The 21,598-nt window shown below is 38.6% G+C and carries 19 protein-coding genes and 2 tRNA genes; 14 read left to right on the top strand and 7 right to left on the bottom strand.

The annotated features are described in order from the left end of the window. Positions 1-603 precede the first annotated feature (603 nt). The 4 genes from HMPREF0659_RS03175 to HMPREF0659_RS03160 all read left to right on the top strand — a co-directional run bounded on the left by HMPREF0659_RS03175 (position 604) and on the right by HMPREF0659_RS03160 (position 6,644). Entirely contained in the window at positions 604-3,924 is a 3,321-nt protein-coding gene (locus HMPREF0659_RS03175) for a glycosyltransferase family 117 protein (protein ID WP_013265012.1), read from the top strand. A 206-nt stretch (positions 3,925-4,130) separates the two neighbouring features. Beyond that, on the top strand, positions 4,131-4,763 hold the full coding sequence (locus tag HMPREF0659_RS03170; RefSeq protein WP_013263984.1) for a polysaccharide deacetylase family protein: 633 nt from the start codon (positions 4,131-4,133) through the stop codon (positions 4,761-4,763). Positions 4,764-4,875: 112 nt separating this feature from the next. Then, positions 4,876-5,868, top strand: a complete 993-nt coding sequence (gene queG, locus HMPREF0659_RS03165; RefSeq protein ID WP_013264758.1) for a tRNA epoxyqueuosine(34) reductase QueG — start codon at positions 4,876-4,878, stop codon at positions 5,866-5,868. A gap of 452 nt (positions 5,869-6,320) precedes the next feature. After that, positions 6,321-6,644: a cupin domain-containing protein gene (locus tag HMPREF0659_RS03160; protein ID WP_013263956.1), complete on the top strand. Its 324-nt coding sequence runs from the start codon at positions 6,321-6,323 to the stop codon at positions 6,642-6,644. A gap of 278 nt (positions 6,645-6,922) precedes the next feature. On the opposite strand, the gene HMPREF0659_RS03155 is transcribed toward HMPREF0659_RS03160, so the two are convergent. After that, complete coding sequence (locus HMPREF0659_RS03155) at positions 6,923-7,303, bottom strand: hypothetical protein (protein WP_013264595.1); 381 nt, start codon at positions 7,301-7,303, stop codon at positions 6,923-6,925. Between the two features lie 196 nt (positions 7,304-7,499). Between HMPREF0659_RS03155 and glyA the strand changes: the two genes are divergently transcribed. Further along, positions 7,500-8,780 (top strand): serine hydroxymethyltransferase, encoded by a 1,281-nt coding sequence (glyA, locus tag HMPREF0659_RS03150; protein ID WP_013264615.1) that lies wholly within the window; start codon positions 7,500-7,502, stop codon positions 8,778-8,780. Between the two features lie 404 nt (positions 8,781-9,184). On the opposite strand, the gene HMPREF0659_RS03145 is transcribed toward glyA, so the two are convergent. Beyond that, positions 9,185-10,486, bottom strand: a complete 1,302-nt coding sequence (locus HMPREF0659_RS03145) for a M64 family metallopeptidase (RefSeq protein WP_013263965.1) — start codon at positions 10,484-10,486, stop codon at positions 9,185-9,187. Between the two features lie 449 nt (positions 10,487-10,935). Here HMPREF0659_RS03145 and HMPREF0659_RS03140 point away from each other — a divergent pair. After that, positions 10,936-11,011 (top strand) — tRNA-Thr (locus HMPREF0659_RS03140). 3 nt (positions 11,012-11,014) lie between these two features. Then, a tRNA-Gly gene (locus tag HMPREF0659_RS03135) sits at positions 11,015-11,085 on the top strand. A gap of 126 nt (positions 11,086-11,211) precedes the next feature. On the opposite strand, the gene HMPREF0659_RS03130 is transcribed toward HMPREF0659_RS03135, so the two are convergent. Then, positions 11,212-11,670 (bottom strand): hypothetical protein, encoded by a 459-nt coding sequence (locus HMPREF0659_RS03130; protein ID WP_013264535.1) that lies wholly within the window; start codon positions 11,668-11,670, stop codon positions 11,212-11,214. 266 nt (positions 11,671-11,936) lie between these two features. On the opposite strand from HMPREF0659_RS03130, the gene HMPREF0659_RS03125 reads away from it, so the two are divergent. The 4 genes from HMPREF0659_RS03125 (at position 11,937) to HMPREF0659_RS03110 (ending at position 14,013) form a co-directional block, all read left to right on the top strand. Beyond that, a complete protein-coding gene (locus HMPREF0659_RS03125) occupies positions 11,937-12,167 on the top strand; it encodes a YecH family metal-binding protein (RefSeq protein ID WP_004360865.1) in 231 nt (76 codons plus the stop codon). Between the two features lie 64 nt (positions 12,168-12,231). Next, complete coding sequence (locus HMPREF0659_RS03120; RefSeq protein WP_013264228.1) at positions 12,232-12,531, top strand: hypothetical protein; 300 nt, start codon at positions 12,232-12,234, stop codon at positions 12,529-12,531. Positions 12,532-12,668: 137 nt separating this feature from the next. Further along, a complete protein-coding gene (locus tag HMPREF0659_RS03115; RefSeq protein ID WP_013263850.1) occupies positions 12,669-13,055 on the top strand; it encodes an ISAon1 family transposase N-terminal region protein in 387 nt (128 codons plus the stop codon). Next, positions 13,021-14,013 carry an ISAon1 family transposase gene (locus HMPREF0659_RS03110; RefSeq protein ID WP_013263886.1) on the top strand — a complete coding sequence of 331 codons (993 nt, stop codon included), beginning with the start codon at positions 13,021-13,023 and terminating at the stop codon, positions 14,011-14,013. The genes HMPREF0659_RS03115 and HMPREF0659_RS03110 overlap by 35 nt, the downstream gene beginning before the upstream one ends. 111 nt (positions 14,014-14,124) lie before the next feature. Here HMPREF0659_RS03110 and rny read toward each other — a convergent pair whose 3' ends face one another. The 4 genes from rny to HMPREF0659_RS03090 all read right to left on the bottom strand — a co-directional run bounded on the left by rny (position 14,125) and on the right by HMPREF0659_RS03090 (position 16,998). Next, complete coding sequence (gene rny / locus HMPREF0659_RS03105) at positions 14,125-15,666, bottom strand: ribonuclease Y (protein WP_013265005.1); 1,542 nt, start codon at positions 15,664-15,666, stop codon at positions 14,125-14,127. 37 nt (positions 15,667-15,703) lie between these two features. Beyond that, the gene (locus HMPREF0659_RS03100) at positions 15,704-15,994 is read right to left on the bottom strand and encodes a cell division protein ZapA (protein WP_013264202.1); all 291 of its coding nucleotides are present in this window, start codon (positions 15,992-15,994) and stop codon (positions 15,704-15,706) included. A gap of 11 nt (positions 15,995-16,005) precedes the next feature. Further along, positions 16,006-16,299 carry a hypothetical protein gene (locus HMPREF0659_RS03095; RefSeq protein WP_013264340.1) on the bottom strand — a complete coding sequence of 98 codons (294 nt, stop codon included), beginning with the start codon at positions 16,297-16,299 and terminating at the stop codon, positions 16,006-16,008. Positions 16,300-16,365: 66 nt separating this feature from the next. Further along, a complete protein-coding gene (locus HMPREF0659_RS03090; protein ID WP_004360860.1) occupies positions 16,366-16,998 on the bottom strand; it encodes a hypothetical protein in 633 nt (210 codons plus the stop codon). A gap of 369 nt (positions 16,999-17,367) precedes the next feature. Here HMPREF0659_RS03090 and rfbA point away from each other — a divergent pair, with 369 nt between their 5' ends. From rfbA to HMPREF0659_RS03075, 3 genes are read left to right on the top strand one after another with little or no spacing between them, the layout of a single operon-like run. Further along, positions 17,368-18,258, top strand: a complete 891-nt coding sequence (gene rfbA / locus HMPREF0659_RS03085; RefSeq protein ID WP_013263978.1) for a glucose-1-phosphate thymidylyltransferase RfbA — start codon at positions 17,368-17,370, stop codon at positions 18,256-18,258. Between the two features lie 33 nt (positions 18,259-18,291). Further along, positions 18,292-20,805 (top strand): GumC family protein, encoded by a 2,514-nt coding sequence (locus tag HMPREF0659_RS03080; protein WP_013264620.1) that lies wholly within the window; start codon positions 18,292-18,294, stop codon positions 20,803-20,805. An 11-nt stretch (positions 20,806-20,816) separates the two neighbouring features. Beyond that, a complete protein-coding gene (locus HMPREF0659_RS03075) occupies positions 20,817-21,242 on the top strand; it encodes a BT0820 family HAD-type phosphatase (RefSeq protein ID WP_013263968.1) in 426 nt (141 codons plus the stop codon). Positions 21,243-21,598 lie beyond the last annotated feature (356 nt).

The following is a 21,598-nucleotide window of genomic DNA, read 5'->3' as shown; positions in this document are numbered from 1 at the left end:
AGCACAATATGTGCTAAGCAACACTACAAGTATTTTAAAGTTTCTATATGCAAACTTATATCAAGATGTAAAAGAATGAATACTCATATCAAACATTCGAATAGTTTAATCATCCTTCTTAAACACTATCATTTGCGTTTCCCTAAAACTTATTGGTATATCTATATTAACCGAATGCACTTTAATGCGTCCAACTTCTGTATTCAGAGAACAAAGTATTTCTCTAAAAATAATTTTGCTGTCACTACTGTCATCCAAAATCATCATATAACTTCTTAGTTTACAGCAGTATTACATGAAATGTTAAAAGTGACAGCAACTTAAAATAAAAAATACTCTTGTAAGATGTGTAAAATAATCCTTCTATTCGAGTGTGAAAACTTCAAAAAACACATTTATATAATCTTACCTTTATGCTTTAACCCAAGCAAATAAAGTCAATTCCAAACGTTAGTCATGTTCTTTTCATCACATTTTATTATAATTTCTCCACTCTCTTTATGTTGTTTTGATTAATATTATTATCTTTGCAGTGATTATTTCGAAATAAAAATCTCTGCTTATCCGAGAAAGATGAGTAGACAGTAAATTCTAATCGTATAAATGAAACAATTCAGACTGGTGGACAACATCGTCGGATGGCTTGCATTCTTTATTGCAGCCTTCGTCTACTGTTCCACAATTGAACCGACAGCCAGTTTCTGGGACTGTCCCGAATTCATTACAACAGGCTATAAACTGGAGATTGGACACCCTCCTGGGGCACCATTCTTTATGCTTACAGCCAATCTTTTCTCACATTTTGCAAGCGACCCAACAGAGGTAGCACGTATGGTTAACACCATGAGCGCATTGCTTTCTGCAACGTGTATCATGTTCCTATTTTGGACCATTACCCACCTCTCACGTAGACTGATTGTGCGTGATGGTGAAGCTCCTTCACTTGCAAAAACTATCGCCATCGAAGGTGCAGGCCTTGTTGGTGCACTGATTTATACTTTCAGTGACACTTTCTGGTTCTCAGCAGTTGAGGGCGAGGTATATGCCTATTCATCAGCGTTTACAGCTGTTGTTTTCTGGCTTATATTGAAATGGGAAGATAATGCAGACAAGCCTCATTCTGACCGTTGGTTGATACTGATTACCTATATGACTGGTCTGTCAATTGGTGTGCACCTACTCAACCTCCTTTGTATTCCAGCCATTGCACTGGTTTACTATTATAAGAAGGTGCCAGATGCAAACTTGAAGGGTTCACTCTTTGCCTTACTCCTCTCTGTAGTCCTCGTTGCAGCCGTTCTGTATGGTGTTGTTCCAGGTATTATCACAGTAGGTGGATGGTTTGAGTTATTCTTTACGAATACACTTGGCATGCCATTCAACACGGGTACCATTATTTATATTGCCTTACTTATTGCTTCCTTCATTTGGGGCATCTATGAGACATATCAGGATAAGAACCCACGCCGTCAGAATATAGCATTCTTGGCAGCACTGGGACTGATTGGTATTCCATTCTATGGCTATGGATGGACAGCATTCTTTACTGGACTTGTCGTACTTGCACTCGTTTACGTACTGCTTCAGTGGCAGCGTCCATTTAACAAAGATGGCAAGAAGCAGCGTGTTGCACTTGTTTCTTCACGCATAAAGAATACAGCTTTACTTTGTATGCTGATGTTGTTTATCGGCTACTCTTCATATGCTGTAATCGTTATACGCTCAACAGCCAATCCACCAATGGATCAGAATTCACCAGAGGATATCTTTACTTTGGGTAGTTATCTGAGTCGTGACCAGTATGGTGACCGTCCATTACTCTACGGACAGGCATACTCAAGTCAACCTGCAGTTGCAGAAGACGGTATGCACTATAAGTTTGATGAGGGTGCTCCGGTCTATGAGCGTAAGGAGAAAGCGTCTAAAGACGAGAAAGACTCTTACTTCATTGTCCGTCATAAAGCAACACAGGTTTTTGAACAGAATATGTTATTCCCACGTATGTACAACCCTGGTTCTGCTGGTCTATACGAACAGTGGATGGGTGGTATTACTGGACATGATGTTGATGGCGTAAAGATACCTACACAATGGGAAAACTTAAAGTTCTTCCTTTCTTACCAGTGTAACTTCATGTACTGGCGTTACTTCATGTGGAACTTTGCAGGACGACAGAACGATATTCAAGGTAATGGTGAACCAGAACATGGTAACTGGATTACAGGTATATCATTCATTGACAATTCGCTTTATGGTGACCAAAACTTGTTACCTGATGAGTTGAAAGCAAACAAAGGACACAACGTCTTCTATTGTCTACCATTATTGCTCGGATTAATCGGTCTTTTCTGGCAGGCATGGCGTGGAAAACGTGGTATACAGCAGTTCTGGGTCGTATTCTTCTTGTTCTTTATGACTGGTCTTGCCATTGTTATCTACCTGAATCAGACACCAAGTCAGCCACGTGAACGTGACTATGCTTATGCTGCTTCATTCTATGCATACGCTATCTGGTGTGGATTAGGAGTATTGGCACTCTACGACTGGGCACGTAAACTCAAGGTTGCACCAGTATTATCAGCCTCTGTCATCTCACTTGTTTGTCTGCTTGTTCCTATCCAGATGGCATCACAGACATGGGATGACCACGATCGTTCAGGTCGATATACTTGCCGTGACTTTGGTCAGAACTATCTTAATTCATTACAGCAGAAGGGTAATCCTATTATCTTTACGAATGGTGACAACGATACCTTCCCACTTTGGTATAACCAAGAGGTTGAGGGAGTGCGTACAGATACACGTGTTTGTAACCTTTCTTATCTGCAGACAGACTGGTACATCGATCAAATGCGCCGTCCAGCATACAACTCACCAAGTGTACCTATCTCATGGCCACGCCTTGATTATGTAAGTGGAACAAATGAGTATGTACAGATTCAACCAGAATTTAAGGAACAAATACGAGAGTTCTATAAGCAGGATCCTGTTTCAGCAAAGGCACAATTTGGTGACGACCCATTTGAATTAAAGAATATTCTCAAGTATTGGGTACGCTCAAAGAATGCTGACAGCCATGTTATCCCTACTGATACCATCTACATGACTATCGATAAGGAGGCTGTTCGTCGCAGTGGTATGATGCGTCCAGGTGATTCTATTCCAGATCGAATGGTTATCTCATTGGCAGGAAAACAAGCTTTATACAAGAATGACTTGATGATGCTTGAGATGATTGCTAACTGTAACTGGACACGTCCTCTCTATGTAGCTGTAACCGTTGGAGCTGAGAACTTTATGAACTTAGGTGAAAACTTCATTCAAGAAGGTCTCGTAAATCGTATTACACCATTCTCTACAATGGACAATGCTAATTCTACTGGCATCAATATGCGTAACTTCGATACTGAGAAGACTTATGATGTCATGATGAATCGCTTCAAATGGGGTGGTCTTAGCAAGCCAGGACTTTACATCGATGAAACTGTAGCTCGTATGTGCTATACACATCGTCGTGAGATGGCTGACCTTGCACTTCACCTCATTGCAAAGGGTGAGAAGGCTAAAGCGTTGAAAGTATTACAGAAGGCTGAGAAGGAAATACCAAGCTATAACGTGCCAATCAGCTACATGAGTGGTTCATCAGATATGGCACGTGCATACGCATTACTTGGTCAGAAAGTAAAGGCACGCCAGATGTATGATGATTTGTGGAAGATTTCACTTCAGTATGTAAACTACTATTTGAGTCTTAATCCTCGTCTCTTCAATATGTCTCAGAGTTCATGTAAGATGAATTTCCAGATTATGATGAATCTTGTTAACGAGAATGAGCAAGCTGATCGTGAATGGGCAAACAAACATGCAGCCCAGCTTGACAATCTTTTTGTAAGATTCAAAAATAGAGGTGGTGCATTGATGTAGGATTACTATAATCCTATTAAAGAGATTCAAAACTAAAAGCCAGAATCTGGTTGTCCTTAAAGACAGCCAAACTCTGGCTTTTTGCTTTACACTATCCGCTCTTAGCCCTACACAAACAGGATTTTAGTTGAATAGACGATAATAATATTAAAGTACAAATTCTTTCTCAGTCATTGAGAAAAGAGTTTAGGGATGTATTGAATAATATGCTAATAGAACAACCTGCACGCTGGCTACGTATCTTTTATCCACACGCTCTTTGGCGTATGAACAAGAACGACCATTCCGTTTATCTCACATTTGATGATGGACCAATACCCGAAGCAACACCATTTATTCTCGACATACTTGACCAATTCAATGCAAAGGCAATGTTCTTCATGGTTGCTGACAATGTAAGAAAACATCCAGAAATCTATGAGGAAGTAATACGTCGTGGACATAAAGTGGGGAATCATACTTATCATCATCTTGGTTCTTTCAAACACTGGACACTAACCTATGCTGTAGATGTTACTAAGGCAGATGCGCTTCTCAACACTCCTTATTTTCGTCCACCACACGGATGGTTACGCCATACTGTATATTGGTGGGTAAAACAAAATTATCGTGTTGTTATGTGGGACCTTGTAACACGTGATTATTCTAAATGGTTATCAGCTGCAGATGTTGTAAACAATGTAAAGCGATATGCTCGTAATGGGTCTATCATCACATTTCATGACTCTCTCAAAAGTATTGACAAGCTTCGTACAGCACTCCCAGAATCATTGCAATGGCTTAAAAACCAAGGTTATGAGTTTAAAGTCTTCCCTGATGACCCTGCCGAAACATTTTAATCACCCATACCTCTATGGTATAAAAAATAAAAATATTGTGGTAGTAGTTTATGTTTCTCCTTTAACTATCATCTAATTACCCTCTTTCTATAAGGAAATTTAATCTCATTATATGTCATCAATAGATGCTTTAAGCCCTAACATAAATAAGGAAGATTCAATTGTCGTCCAATCATCAACAATAAAATCTTTAGCACGCTCCATGGGATTCTTTGCTTGTGGTATAGCAAAGGCAGCACCTGTTGATAAAGCTGTAGCACAGAAATATCGTAAATGGCTGGAGAATGGTGAAGAAGCTTCAATGGCATATATGACAAATTACTTAGAGAAACGACTTGACCCACGGCTTCTCGTTCCTGGTGTACGGAGTATCGTTTCACTTGCTCTCAACTATGCTCCAGCTCAACAGCTACCTAAAGGCGAGTATCAAATAGCAGCATATGCACTTGGTTTAGATTATCATGACCTAATGAAGCAAAAGATGAGGGAATTAGCGATAAAGATAACAGAACGGTGGCAACTCCCCAAACAAGAAGAAGGCGAAGAACCCTCAGTACGTTGCTTCTGTGATACTGCTCCTGTCCTTGAACGTTATTGGGCACAGAAGGCAGGACTTGGATGGGTAGGACGCAATCATCAGCTCATCATTCCTCATGCAGGTTCTATGTTCTTTTTGGGTGAGATTTTCTTACCTTTTGATGTTGATGTATACGATGAAGCGATGTCAAACCGATGTGGAAGTTGCCATCGTTGTATTGATGCCTGCCCTACTCGTGCAATCATCCCTGATGAAGATTTCCATGCCGAACGATGTCTTTCATATCAACTGATTGAAAATCGTGGAGAACTAACTGACGAAGCAAAAAACCACATGGGTGATACGATATATGGCTGTGATCGATGCCAAACTGCATGTCCTTGGAATCGCTTTGCAACACCTAATACAGAACCAGCTCTCCAACCTAAGCCTGAGCTTCTCAGCATGAGCAAAGAGAAGTGGCACAATCTAACAGTTGAAGATTATCAACGGTTATTTAAAGGATCTGCTGTTAAGCGAGTTAAATACGAGGGTCTGAAAAGAAATATTACGGTAAAGGAAAAATAAGTAATTCCTAAGATATATGTAGTAACAAAGGCTCTCTAACAAGAGATATTACTATACTTCCTACAAGAATAAGTTTATTTTTAATTTGCTGTCACTTTTAACACTTCATGTATCTATACTGTAAGCCAAGGCATTAGATGACAACATTGAATGACAGAAGTGACAGTAAAATTAGTTTTAAGAAAAAACACCTTGTTATCAGTACTCAGTGGTAAAGTGTATTGCTTATTTCAGAGTTATCAAAAGTTTAAGAAAAAGGATACGAAAACAATTTAGAATTTTTCAAAACTCACAAAAGAAGTGAGCAAGAGAGAATAAGCTACCATTATATCTACCACCAACGACTTTAATAGTAACATTTGTTCCCACTTTCTAACTTGGCATCAACTTTGTAGCATTTAATATAGAGAAATAAAACAAAATATTATAAATCAAATAAAGGAGATACAAACATGGCTAAAGTAGAAAAAGGAATTGTTTTCACTTCAAACAGTGTGATTGATTATGCAGAAGGTGGCGTAGTAAGTAAAGAATTGGTACACAGTAATGCTGGTAGTGTTACTTTGTTCAGTTTCGATGCTGGTCAAGGACTTTCAGAGCATACCGCACCATTCGATGCTTTCATTCAGGTTGTTGATGGAAAAATGGAATTGACCGTTGAAAACATAAAGCACGTGATTAGTGCTGGCGAAGGTTTCATCATTCCAAGTGGTGCACCTCACTCTGTGAACGCACCTGAGCGATTCAAGATGATTATAACAATGATTAGAGGGTAGGGTTGATAGTTTACCAGTTGACGAGTTAACGAGTTGACGAGTAAACAAGTTGCTTGATAGAATAGTTAATTAGTTGACAAGTTAACGAGTAAACAAGTTGCTTGATAAGATATAGGCAGTAAGTTGACAAGTTAATTAATAATAAAATTTATAAGAACTTTTTAGTTGGTTAATAAAACGAGTTGGCAAGTTGAAATGATAAAAGGGGATTGAATCCTTCTTATCAAACAACTTGTCAACTCGTTTACTTGTTCACTCGTTAACTTATCTACTATCTTCTACTTCACAATAGCTTGATAATCCTTTTCAAATGAACGAGGGTGACGACCAATTAAAACCGTATTCAATAAACAGTTAGCAACCAATTCTTCATTTGTAAGGTCAACCTTAGGTTCTTTCTTAACTTCCTTACCAAGAAGAACTTCCCACGGACCATTAAAGTCATGGTCATCTGCTCCATAGAACATCTCGTTAGTATCTGGATCTTCCATTAACTGATAACGAATCTGCTTCTTTGATGCAACAGGGTTAAGCGTTAACAATAAATTGTATGCATTACCAAACTGCACACGCAAATGGCGACCTTTAGGAAACATAAGTCCTATCTGTGGATAAATTTCATCAAACTCGTAAGCCTGGAATAACTCTTTTAGCTTCATAGATAATGTTGTAATATATTATCAATTAATACTTTCGACACACCATTGCAATGATGCAGACGAACCATTATAAATGCAAAGTTACATTATTTTTTTGATACACTTGCAAGTTAGAACATTAATTCGTATATTTGCAGCGTATCACTAACCAGGGGTTCATTTATAGAAAATGATTCCCCATAAACATTCAATACACATGAGAAGAGACCAAGAAATTTTTGACCTTATTGAGATGGAACACAAACGCCAGCTCAAAGGTATGGAGCTGATTGCATCAGAGAATTTCGTCAGTGACGAAGTTATGCAAGCCATGGGATCTTACCTAACAAACAAGTATGCTGAAGGTTACCCTGGCAAACGCTATTATGGTGGTTGTCAAGTGGTTGACCAAGTTGAAACACTTGCCATTGAGCGCGTAAAGCAACTCTTTGGTGCAGAATATGCCAATGTGCAGCCTCACTCTGGTGCGCAGGCTAACCAAGCTGTGTTGCTTGCCGTGCTGAAACCAGGCGACACATTTATGGGACTTGACCTTGACCAAGGCGGTCATCTCTCTCATGGTAGTGAGGTAAATACATCTGGTATCCTTTATAACCATGTTGGTTATACATTGAACCGTGAGACTGGTCGTGTTGACTATGACGAGATGGAGCGTCTCGCACGTGAGCACAAGCCAAAGCTTATCATCGGTGGTGGTTCTGCTTACAGCCGTGAGTGGGATTATAAGCGCATGCGCAAGATTGCTGACGAGGTAGGCGCTTTGTTAATGGTTGACATGGCTCATCCTGCTGGTCTTATTGCTGCAGGTCTGCTCGATAACCCTGTAAAATATGCTCATATTGTTACCACTACAACTCACAAGACACTCCGTGGTCCTCGTGGCGGTATTATCCTTATGGGTAAGGACTTCGATAATCCTTGGGGCTTAACAACCAAGAAGGGTGATTTGAAACCAATGTCTATGCTCTTGAATTCTGCTGTATTCCCAGGTAACCAGGGTGGTCCATTGGAACATGTTATTGCAGCTAAGGCTGTTGGCTTTGGTGAGAACCTCCTACCAAGCTGGAAGGAATATGCAACACAGGTGAAGAAGAATGCTTCTGTTCTTGCTCAAGCACTTGTTGAAAAAGGCTTCAGCATTGTTAGCGGTGGCACAGACAACCATTCTATGCTGCTCGACCTACGTCAGAAGTATCCAGACCTTACTGGTAAGGTTGCAGAGAATGCACTTGTTGCTGCTGACATCACAGCCAATAAAAATAAGGTACCATACGATGAGCGTTCTGCGTTCCAGACCAGCGGTTTACGCCTTGGAACAGCTGCAATGACAACACGTGGCTGTAAGGAAGATATGATGTTACTCTGTGCTGACCTTATTGATGAGGTATTGTCAGACCCAGAGAACGAGCAGGTTATTAAGCGTGTACGTGAGAAAGTGAATGAGACGATGAAGGACTATCCTCTCTTCGCTTACTAAACACAAGATTTATAAAAGATATTATACAATAGAGGTGTACCAATCATTTGGTACACCTCTATTCGTAAAATTACCATATAACGAAATTAGCGTTTTCCAATACCCCCACATTATTCATTAGCAATTTACAATATTCAATAAAGCGGGTATAATATCCCCTAAATACCCATCTTCAATCATTGTACTACAGCTCCGCACACATCGTGTTGATACCCAGCACACGTCGTGCGGTGGGTAAACACCAATGGTGCTAAGCACTAAAGACAATACACGATGTAAGCAATTTCTTACATACCAAACGGCTTATATATTCTCAGAACAATACTGAAGTAATACACAAGCCGTTTTTATGAGTTCATTAATACAATCCAATTCCATGGAATGTAAACTAAACTAACATTCCCCTACTCTCCCGTATAGAACTTGATAAGTTTTGTAAGTCCTAAATTGCAAGCAGGACAGAATTCAGGGTGCATATTTGTACGCATACGACAGTCTGGGTATGCGCGATAAACTCCATGCTGAGAATAGCCTGCAGGTTCATAAACACCCACCTTCCACTTATCATAACGCGCATTTGGTTTATCAAGGTCAGCTGGCTGAGGAGTTGGAATAGGTGTCTTCTTGTTTATAAGATTCTCCCATTTCCCATGGAAGTCAACTAAAGTTGTAAGGTTTGGCTCCCAAGGTTCTACATCAGTTGGATACATATTAATCTGCTCCTTTTCGTATGCATATTCATCACCCAGACCTGCAAAGGAATGTCCAAACTCATGTACAACAACTGGCTTGAAATAAGGATTACGCACCATTGAAAGGTTATAAGAGTTCAGAATACCACCGCCACCATACTTCTCTGTATTTACAAGTACAATGATATGCTCATAAGGTGTACCAGCCAACCAGTCATGTAATTCCTTTAGATGCAATGTTGTCAGATAACGGTCACTGTAGAATGTATCAAAATGTGAGTGAAGTGCCGTGTTTTTCCAAATACCCTTTGATGGTTCAGACGTACCACTCTCCATAGATGGTGACTTAACAGCTACAACATTAAAGCGTTGACGCAGTGATTTAAATGGCTCATGTGCAAAAAGAGCTTCATTAGCAGTGCGACAATCTTCTATAAAGTTTGCCATCTCCGCCTCTGTATATCCCTCTGCAACATAAGCAATGTGAATACAACGTGTCGTGTCTGCAGCCTTCTGCAGTGTTTCGTAAGGTGTTACAGAACGTTCACCGATGTGACGAATGAGAATATCCTTTGGATTAACAGTATGACTCATAGATACTGTTACCTCACGACGGTTGTTCCTTAGTTCAACTGTTATATCTACAGAATCCTTTGGGAAAGGAACGAGAAAGACATTTTCAAATGCTTTACCAGAAGGTTTCTTTGCCTCATCATACGTCAACCATTCCTGAAAAAGTGTTGAGAATGAATTTCGATAAATAACCTTTTGTGTGCGATGATCACGAACAATAACTTGACCATTTCCTTCGACAGGCACCTCAGCCAATCGTTCATGCTTACCATACCAACGTGGTATGCGTGACAACTCGTCTACAGCAATGGCCTGATGCTTAGCATTACCTGAAAAAATGTAATCAAGACGAAGCGTTGCATCCTCAAAGTAATGATTAAAATCCTGTGCTGCAGCAGTTAGTGTGACAGCCAAGAACAAGAGCGTGATAATTTTTTTCATAAGGTTATAATGAATTAGGTTTCTACATTATGATCTATTACATCAATCATGAACAGGCATTTGTATAGCTTTACGCCTATTCTCAATTAGATAAATATCATACCATATATTATCGAATACAAAGTTATCAATAATAATGAAAAAGTCAAAACGAAATACCATAAATCACAACTGAAAAATACATAAATTATAAAACAATAAACAACAAAGAACCGTCTCAGCCAGAATAAAGTCTGCATTTAACCCAAATCGTTCATTAGCCACAAAATGTATAGTTCTTATTACTATGGTATGTTACCTAATAAGCGATTTGGCTTTAAAAACTAATAATATAATTTACTATCCTTATAACCTAAATATATATCGCTTAACTACAAAACTAATAACAAAAACATAAATCAAAAATTTGGCTGTTTGTTTTTTTTAATGTAACTTTGCACCGCAATACCGCCGATATGGCTCAGTTGGTAGAGCAACGCATTCGTAATGCGTAGGTCCCCGGTTCGAGTCCGGGTATCGGCTCCATTTGCGGAATTAGCACATCGGTAGTGCACGGGCTTCCCAAGCCTGGGAGGCGGGTTCGATTCCCGTATTCCGCTCACCGGTTATTAGATATAAAAATAAGGACAGCTTTCTTAAGTTGTCCTTATTTATTATTATAAGATTCAGAAGCAGCTAAACCGTGATTTTTGGTTAAAACATGCTGCTTCCATTAGACACTACTACTAATCCCAACCTTTAATTTCTACAATATTATAATCAACATATTTCTTATCAACGACGATAATGAAAAATGGTTGTGTAAAGTAGGTTTGTGCCTTTCCTTGTTCTAACTTGTATTGCAATTCAAGACGCTTCTTCTTTAAAGTCAATGAAAGAGGTGCCAAGTCTGTCTTCCGATTTGTTTGCGGGAGAATATAAGCAATTGCAAAGTTCTTATTAAAATCAATCTTGGTTGGTTCACCGCCCTTACCCATAAAAGCTGCCTCACCAAACTCCTTTGCAAGAGTCTCCTGTGAAGTAATCTTCTTTATTATCGGTTTGGTCTCATTACCAATATGAAAATAATTACGAGCTTCTGTATAACTTACAATATTAGATTTCTCCACCCCCATTTTAGAAGTGCCACATGAAGATAACAACAACATTGTAGCTGCAAAAGCAAGCAAAAGTTTCTTCATCATAATATAATTACTATCAAATATTTTTACAAACACTATACTTCTCTAAGTGAATATGAAAGAGTCACTTAAGTAGTTTTTACATCAATTGTGACTGACATTTTACCAACAATATCTGTCAGCAAAGACAAAAGTAATTAAATTATGTCATATTATCACTTTTAAGCAATTAAAATTAGTTAATTTAACACATGGCACATCTTTTGCTTATATAAGATTGTGCAAAGAATGATTCAATGCACGAATTTATTAACAAAATAGAATAAAATATGGCACATGGACATGATGTACTCCATATGATGGAGGGTAATAGTTATGAAACAAAAGAAGATTTAGTAAAGGCAATTATAGAGCACTTCGGTGAAGAGGAGCGTTTTCATACTTGTTCTGTAGACGGAATGAACGCTGAGGAATTAGTAGATTTCTTGACAGAACGCGGTAAGTTTATGCCTGCTAAAGGGGGATTCACTGTTGATACAACTAAGATTTGTAATCACTAAGACAGTGAAAAATTGAGGTAAAAAACATAATAAACTTTAGAGTTGAATCTAAAAACATTTGATTATGATTAAAATATATGGAATGAATACTTGTCCAGACTGTATTGCAGTTGACAAGCACGTAGAAGGTGACAACCGTTACGAAGTAATAGAAATTGGTTCACATATTAAGTACTTGAAGGAATTCCTTCGTCTTCGTGATAACAACGCTGTATTTGACGAGGCAAAGAAGCACGGCTATGCTGGCGTACCTTGTTTTGTACTTGAAGATGGTACAGTAACACTATCACCAGAAGAAGCTGGCATCAACCTTAACGATGCCCCTGCAGCAGCTTCTTGCCGACTTGATGGTTCTGGCTGCTAACAAAATAGATAGAATAAAATTAAAGCCCTCGACAATTCGTGGAAATAACTTCATGAATTACGAGGGCTTTTGCTAGGCTCAGTAGAAAAAAGGTGGGGAAATTTTCTTAATTAATATATTTTTCTTTCCTTTGTATCATGGAAGAAAAATATCTATATCAGTTAGCCGAATTCGTTTTACCCAGTGATGTATTACATTATTTCTCTATTGTTAAGATAGAGTCTGATACTTCATTGTTACGTATTTATCTTGATGAGAAGATGGAGAAAGAACTTTCCGATGATCTTCATTTTGAATCAAAAGGCTTTATGGAAGCTGTCGAGGTGACGGACTTTCCGATTCGTGACCATAAGGTTATTTTGGTTCTTCGTCGACGTCGCTGGATAGATATTCGTACAGGTAAGAGTTTCTCTCTTCCCTTGCAGATAGATATTACAGCCTCCGGCACTCGTTATTCCAAAGAGTTCGGAGCTTTTTTAAAAGAAACGTATGGAGACATCCCCAGTGACCTGCCGTACGCTTGAGGAATTCTATCATATCAATGGACGTAGTTTTGAGAAACAATACAAGGAAACACTAAGTGGTTACAGGTCTTGGGATCAGTTGTCTCATGCTCAGAAGTGGCTTCTCTTTGAGGATAATATTGGTAAGAATATAGCAATAGACGAGACATCCTTGTCCAATGGTGAACTCTATACGATTATCACTAATAGGGACAAACACGGCAAGCAAGGATGTCTTGTAGCCATTGTTGCTGGAACCAAATCCTTGGATGTCTGCAAGGTATTGGATAAGATAGATGAAAAGAAACGGGAAGCCGTAGAAGAGGTCACCTTGGACTTATCCGATAGTATGCGTAAGATTGTAAGGCATTGTTTTCCAAAGGCTAAACGAGTGATTGATCGCTTTCATATACAGAAACTTGCAAGTGATGCCGTGCAACAGATGAGAATAGAGTATCGCTGGGCAGCTTTACAGCTAGCAAATGACGAGAAAGAGAATGCGAAGTTAGAAAAGATAACGTATCAACCACTGACTTTTGAAAATGGAGATACACGTAGTGAACTGCTGGTAAGAAGTAGGTACCTGTTGTTCAAATCATCAGAGAAATGGACTGATGAACAGAAGCTAAGAGCCAAAATACTGTTCAGAGAATATCCTGACATTAAGAAGGCTTACGGTTTATCACATTCGCTAAGAATGATTTTTGCTAAGAATACTATCAAAGATGCAGCCAGACTATCATTGGCAAAATGGTATAATAATGTCGCAGAAGCTGGCTTTCATTCCTTTAATGTCATTGCTGCAACTTTCTACGAGCATTACGAAGACATTCTTAACTTTTATATTAACAGATCTACAAATGCTGCTGCGGAATCCTTCAATGCAAAAATAAAACTATTTAGGGCTAACTTAAGAGGAGTTGTAGATAAAAGTTTCTTTCTTTTTAGACTTGCCAAAATATATGCCTATCCCCACTAAATATCTACTGTCCCTTTTGCTATTCATATAAATTACTTCAATATAAATAGTAAAACAAAAAAGCACCCCATATAGGAGTGCTTTCTATAATAATTCAAATAAAATCAAACTTTACTTTGCATAAGCAACAGAACGAATCTCACGAATAACCGTAATCTTAACCTGTCCTGGATAGGTCATTTCATTCTGTATCTTCTCTGCAATCTCAGAACTGAGCTTCTCGCTTTCTGCATCATCCATCTTATCAGCACCAACGATTACACGGAGTTCGCGACCAGCCTGAATAGCATAAGTCTTTGTTACACCTGGATAACTCATTGCTATCGCTTCAAGATCATTCAGACGCTTGATATAAGCTTCCACAATCTCACGACGAGCACCTGGACGAGCACCAGAGATGGCATCACATACCTGAACGATTGGTGCAAGAAGTGTAGTCATCTCAACCTCATCGTGGTGAGCTGCAATGGCATTGCAAATATCTGGTTTCTCTTTATATTTCTCAGCAATCTTACCTCCATAAAGAGCATGTGGTAAATCAGTCTCTTCGTCTGGTACCTTACCGATATCATGCAATAAGCCTGCACGCTTTGCCTTCTTTGGATTCAAACCTAACTCACTTGCCATAACAGCACATAGATTTGCTGTTTCACGGGCATGCTGCAAAAGGTTCTGACCATATGAAGAACGATATTTCATCTTACCAACAATACGAATCAACTCAGGATGAAGACCATGAATTCCAAGGTCAATAGCTGTACGCTTACCTGTTTCAATGATCTCATTATCAAGTTGCTTCTTAACCTTAGCAACAACTTCTTCAATACGTGCTGGGTGAATTCGTCCATCAGCAACAAGCTGATGAAGTGCCAAACGACAAATCTCACGACGAACAGGATCAAAAGCTGAAATAACAATAGCTTCTGGAGTATCATCAACAACAATCTTAACACCTGTTGCAGCCTCCAAAGCGCGGATATTACGACCTTCACGACCAATAATACGTCCCTTCACCTCATCACTATCAATATGGAAAACACTTACTGAATTCTCAATAGCTGTTTCGGTTGCAACACGCTGGATGGTCTGGATAACTATTCTCTTAGCCTGCTGATTAGCATTAAGCTTTGCTTCATCAACAATCTCATTAATATATGAGGCTGCGTCAAGCTTTGCTTGATCCTTCAAACTTTCAATCAAACGCTTCTTAGCTTCTTCTGAACTAAGACCAGAGAGTTCCTCAAGTTTCATTCGCTCCTGCTCCTGCATCTTCTCAAGATCCTGCTGCTTAATCTGCAGTAGCTTCTTCTCATTATCAACACGCTGCTGCTGCTGATCAACATCCTGCTTACGACGATTAATCTCTTCTTGACGTTGATTCAATGCAACCTCACGCTGCTTCAAGCGATTCTCACCCTGTTGAATCTTCAATGTGCGCTGTTGAACCTCTTTCTCGAGTTCACTTTTCTTATTAAGAAACTTCTCCTTAACTTCAAGAAGTTTCTTCTCTTTAATTACCTCTGCAGCTTTCTCTGCTTTATCCATTGTATCTTTGTATTTTCCAGTTAAGATATAACGGAAAATAGCAAATCCACCAGCACATCCTGCTGAAAGGCATACCACAGCTATTATAACTGTTACTATTGGACTCATTGATTCTTTTTATGATTTAAATTAAATATTCTCACTATTACTTCAGTGCATCTTCAATTTCTGAAGTGAGTTTACTGAGAACATCATTGAATGGAGCAGTATCATTACGTACACCTTCTTTCTTATATCGCAATGCAATATCCAACATAGCCATATATATAATGTCCTTATCCCCCTTCTTACCCTTAAAAAGAGTTGAATAAGTATTAATTGTGTCGGTAATAAGCTTGGCTGCCGAACGATAATACTCCTCATCCTCTCGTGGAACGTTTACGGAGAGTTCTGCATCATAGACATGCAATCTTATATGTAACTTATCGTCTGCCATTATATTCTGTTTTATTTCTCACTTAGAAGTGTAATACACTTATTTACATCTCGGATAAGTTTGGCAACACGCTTTTGTGCAGTTTCCATATCACCATCCGTAACTTCAAGCATTTTAGCCATCTTCAACGAGTTATAATCAGCTTCTGCTTGAGATAACTCATCCTGCAGTTGCTTTATCTTCTGTTCACGTTGGCCGACAAGTGCATATAACTCGTCATTTTCCTTCTTCAGTGCTTCGTACTGAAAGATCATCTGACGAACACGCGTCGCAAACGTATTCAGAATCTTCTCATTTGCATTCATAGCTAATCTATTCGTTTTGGCTACAAAATTACATTAAAGTTTCTATTTAAGCAAATATATGCTTAATTATTTTGACTCTGCCTCTTCAGCAGGTTTAGGTTCCTTCTTAGCAAGTGAAACTACTTGATAAACGAAGTCTGTGGTCCATTTACGACTAAATCCAAGACGCTGATTATATTGGCGAACTGACATAACAGCCTTAATAACACCTGGATCAGAGAAACTATTCTTATCGTATATGTCATTTACAGTCTTCTCCGTCATCGTATAGATAGCTTTCTTGAAAAAGCCAGGAACCCGCAACTTAAACTTCATCAAATTACCCACAAGCATCATCAAATCTTGTGTGAAACCTTGGAACTGATAAAGATAAGGCTGGATATCCTGCATTTTCTTACAATTCTTTTTGATGCTTGCATCTATCTCATCAAAGAAGTTATCATCAACATTATAAATATTTTTCATAGTCTTTCGCACACTTGCTTTTTCGCCAGGTCCCAACTTATTATTCAACGTAGGGACACGAAAAGTCTGCTTGTAGGTACGTAAATCTGGAAGCATTGCTAAATTATTGATACCCAAACGAGTTGCAAGCACTGCTTGAAAATAAACTCGAACAAGTGTCATATAGTCCTCCATACCACCAGTCTTTGACTGTGTAGCATCATTCTTCCCAAAGAGTTTTGATAAGAATCCCATATCTTTTGTTTAAAGTTTTAAAGTTATTAAGATGAACTTTTAATTTTTACTCGATTGCAAAGTTAATAAAAAAACATGAAATTCACCTATTAAGTAAATGATTTCTCATTTTCACAGCTTTTAATTAAATTAAATTTATTACCTTTGCAATCAAGATAGCAATATTGCAAATGAAAGCGTGTAACGACAAATACTTAACGAAAGGATTGGTTGTCCTCAATGACTTGTTCATATTGAGTACAGCCCTATTACCACCCATATTTGCACTTAAAGCACATATGGTAGGATACGTCTATAGGTATTTAGCGTTAAAGCATATAAAGATAAACAATAACTACTAATTTAAAACAGATATCAAACCATACTATTATGAAAGGAATAGTTCTCGCTGGCGGTTCAGGCACACGCCTCTACCCTATCACAAAAGGAATAAGCAAGCAGCTTATACCAATTTACGATAAACCAATGATTTACTATCCAGTATCAGTTTTGATGCTGGCTGGAATTAAAGAGATTCTAATCATCTCTACCCCATTTGACTTACCAGGCTTTAAACGTCTTTTAGGAGATGGAAGTAGCTTTGGAGTACGCTTTGAATACGCAGAACAACCTTCACCAGATGGCCTTGCGCAAGCATTTATCATAGGCGAGAAGTTTATTGGCAATGATTCTGTTTGCTTGGTCTTGGGAGATAATATTTTCTATGGAGCAGGCTTCAGTTCATTATTACAAAATAGCGTACAAATGGCTGAAAGAGAGAACAAAGCTACAGTATTTGGCTATTATGTAAATGATCCTGAGAGATATGGTGTTGCTGAATTTGATAAGACTGGAAAATGTCTTAGCATAGAAGAAAAGCCCGAACATCCAAAGAGTAACTACGCTGTTGTAGGACTTTACTTCTACCCTAATAGTGTTGTTGAGATTGCGAAGAATATTAAACCATCTCCACGAGGAGAGTTAGAGATTACAACTGTCAATCAGTGCTATCTTAAAGAAAATAATTTAATGGTACAGACTCTACAACGTGGTTTTGCATGGCTTGACACTGGTACACATGACAGTTTGTCGGAGGCAAGTACTTTCATTGAATGTATTGAGAAACGACAAGGACTTAAGGTTGCATGCTTGGAAGAAATAGCATACAAAAAAGGCTGGATAACCACAGAAAAGCTTCGAGAAGAAGCACAACCAATGATTAAGAACAACTATGGTAAATATCTCCTTCAGCTTGCTGAGGAGAAGAGTAACCCAAAATAAACTCCTTACTGAATAATAAGAAAAGTAATAAATATGGAAGAAACAACTAAATTAGAGCAAGGGAAGGAACTTGAAGTTAATGAAGGTAACTCCTCCTTTGATTTTGCCACCTTGTATCGAACCATCGTACTCAACTGGTACTGGTTCGTACTGTCATTAATTATTTTCGGTAGCTTAGGAGCAATCTATCTTAGATATGCCACACCAATGTATCAGGCTACTGCAAAGTTGCTGATTAAGGACGAAAGTAATAGCAATAGACGTGGTTCCTCTTTACAGAACATGTCAAATCTTGGTATTATCTCAAACTCAACTGGTATTGATAACGAGATGGAGATTCTGACATCACACTCTATTGCTGAAGATGCTATTAGAGACTTGAAGTTATATGTTAACTACTCAACAAAGGGAAGAGTAAAAGACATTATTCTTTATCGCAATCAACCTCTTAACGTTGATGTAGACCAGGCTCATCTTGAGAGATTGAATGCTCCCATTAACTTGAGCATAACAAGAGACAGTTTAACATATACTGTTACTGGAACTTACTATGTACCAACTAACGACAACTCAAATGAAGGTCCATACTCTATTAATAGAAAGTTCACCAGCCTTCCTGCAACAATAGCTACTCGCGCTGGTATTATTACTATTAGTTCTAATTATGGACATTCATTAAAGAATGCAGATGTACTTAATGTAAGCATTCTCTCACCAAGAATGGCATCTAACAAGTATGTCAACGAACTTCAAGTTGCACAGACAGCAAAGTCAACCTCTATTGCGCAGCTGCAGCTTACAGACGAAGTACCACAGCGTTCTCTTGATTACTTGAAGCAGTTAGCAATTGTATATAACCGTCAAGCAAATGAGGACAAGAATACCATTGCACTTCGTACAGACAAGTTCATCAATGACCGTTTGGGTAAGATTAATGCCGAACTGGGCAAGACCGAAGGTCAGTTGCAGAACTATAAACAGCAAAATGGTATTGTAGAGTTGAAGATGAATGCAGGTAACTCTGTAGCAAATCAGAATAGCTCAGAATTAAAGCTTGCAGAGGTTGAGACACAGATTGAATTGTTCAATACAATTGCAAGAGAGGTCGAGAGTTCATCTCGTAATCTTTCTCAAGTAATTCCTTCTAATGTAGGTTTGGATGACCAAAGTTCTACATCTCTGATTAACAAATATAACGAGTTAGTACTTGAGCGTAATCGTTTACTCCGCAGTGCTTCAGAAAGTTCTCCTGTTGTAGAACCACTTACAGCACAAATTCGTGAGCTAAATGGTAACATTCGTCGTGCGATTGGTGCTGCACGTCAGAACCTACAGATTCAGCGTGATGCAGTTTTGTCACAAGTTAATAAGTTTAATGAACAGGTTGCTGAGACTCCACAGCAGGAACGAATGCTGACACAGATTGACCGTCAGCAGGAAGTAAAGTCTGGTTTGTACCTGATGTTACTCCAAAAGCGTGAGGAAAACAACATTTCTTTGGCAGCAACAGCCGATAAAGGTAAACTTATTGATGACCCACAGTTGTTAGGTAAGATTAGTCCAAAGTCAACATCAATTATGCTTGTTGCTTTACTAATTGGCTTAGTACTTCCAGTATTGGTAATCCTTATCTTACAATTCTTCCGTTATAAGATTGAGGGCCATGACGATGTTGCTCGCCTTACCAAGTTACCAATCATTGCAGACGTTGCTATTGCAAGTAATAAGGCGAAGGGTAAAGCAGATATCGTTGTACATGAAAACCAGAACAACCAGATGGAAGAAATCTTCCGTTCAATGCGTACCAACCTTCAGTTTATGCTTAAGGAAGGACAGAAGGTTGTACTCTTCACTTCATCTACTTCTGGTGAGGGTAAGACCTTTAACGCAGCAAACCTTTCTGTTAGTTTCGGTCTCTTAGGCAAGAAAGTTATCTTGGTTGGTCTTGATATTCGTCGTCCACGTTTGGCAGAGTTGTTCGGTATCAATGATCACAAGCATGGTATTACAAACCTTCTTGTAAAGGATAATCCAACGATGGAAGATATACATGAGCAGATTTTGCCTTCAGGAGTTAATAAGAATCTTGATCTCCTCATGGCAGGTCCAATTCCTCCAAACCCAGCAGAGCTTATTGCACGTAATTCATTAGATATTATCATTAATCTCTTGAAGGAGAAATATGATTATATCATGATTGATACCGCACCAGTCGGTCTTGTTACAGATACTCTTCAGATTGCGCGCGTTGCAGATGCTTCTATCTATATGTGTCGTGCAGACTATACTCCAAAGTCAAGCTTCAACTTGATTAATGCACTTGCAAACGAGAAGAAGTTCCCTAACATGGCTATTGTTCTCAATGGTATTGACATGTCTAAGAGAAAATATAGCTATTACTATGGCTATGGCGGTTATGGTAAGTATGGTAGATATGGTAGAGCAAGCTACGGTACAAGCTATGGACAGTATGGAAACTATGGCAATTATGGTAACTATGCTAACAGCCACTATGGCAATAAGCACGATGACTCTATAAAGCGATAAACTAACAGACAATGATTATTGCAGTTGACTTCGATGGAACCATCGTAGAACATAAATATCCTAAAATCGGTAGCGAAATTCCTTTCGCTACCGATACGCTTAAAATGCTGATTAAAGATGGTCACCAACTTATCTTATGGAGCGTCAGAGAAGGCGAACTACTCCAAGAGGCTGTTGATTGGTGCCATGAACGTGGGGTAGATTTTTGGGCTGTGAACAAGGATTATCCTGAAGAAGAAAAAGAGAAGAACAATCATTTTTCAAGAAAGTTAAAGGTAGAAATGTTTATTGATGACCGTAATCTTGGTGGATTACCAGACTGGGGAACTATCTATCAAATGATTACCAATAACGAAACATGGGAAAACCGTAACTTTGCGCATCGTTCGTTTGAAGATCATAAACCACCTAAGAAAAAGCATTGGTGGAATTTCTAACAAATAAAATAGGATACTCTACAAGGGTATCCTATTTTATTTGTACTATAACTTACCAACAACACTACGTGTGCGGAGCATCAGCACAACATGTGCGGAGCATTAACACAATATGTGCTAACTTACAACACATACATGAAGAACAAATTATGGGGGACGTTATAACAAAAGGGTATATTGGAAAACATTAACCCAAATCGGTCTTTAGAGCCTAAACATATTTTGTTTTATTATCGAGCAAATTGTTTGGCTTTATAACGCAGGCGTAGCAGGCTACGTCAAGTTAAAAAGACGGACAAGATGCCGATAAGAAAATAAAATATGTTAGGAAACAATACCATAGTAATAAGAATTAT

Origin of the sequence: Prevotella melaninogenica ATCC 25845, assembly GCF_000144405.1 — a bacterium.
GTDB classification, from domain to species: Bacteria; Bacteroidota; Bacteroidia; order Bacteroidales; family Bacteroidaceae; genus Prevotella; species Prevotella melaninogenica.
The sequence above is the reverse complement of the archived record's forward strand: the minus strand, read 5'-3'. Positions and strand labels throughout refer to the sequence as shown.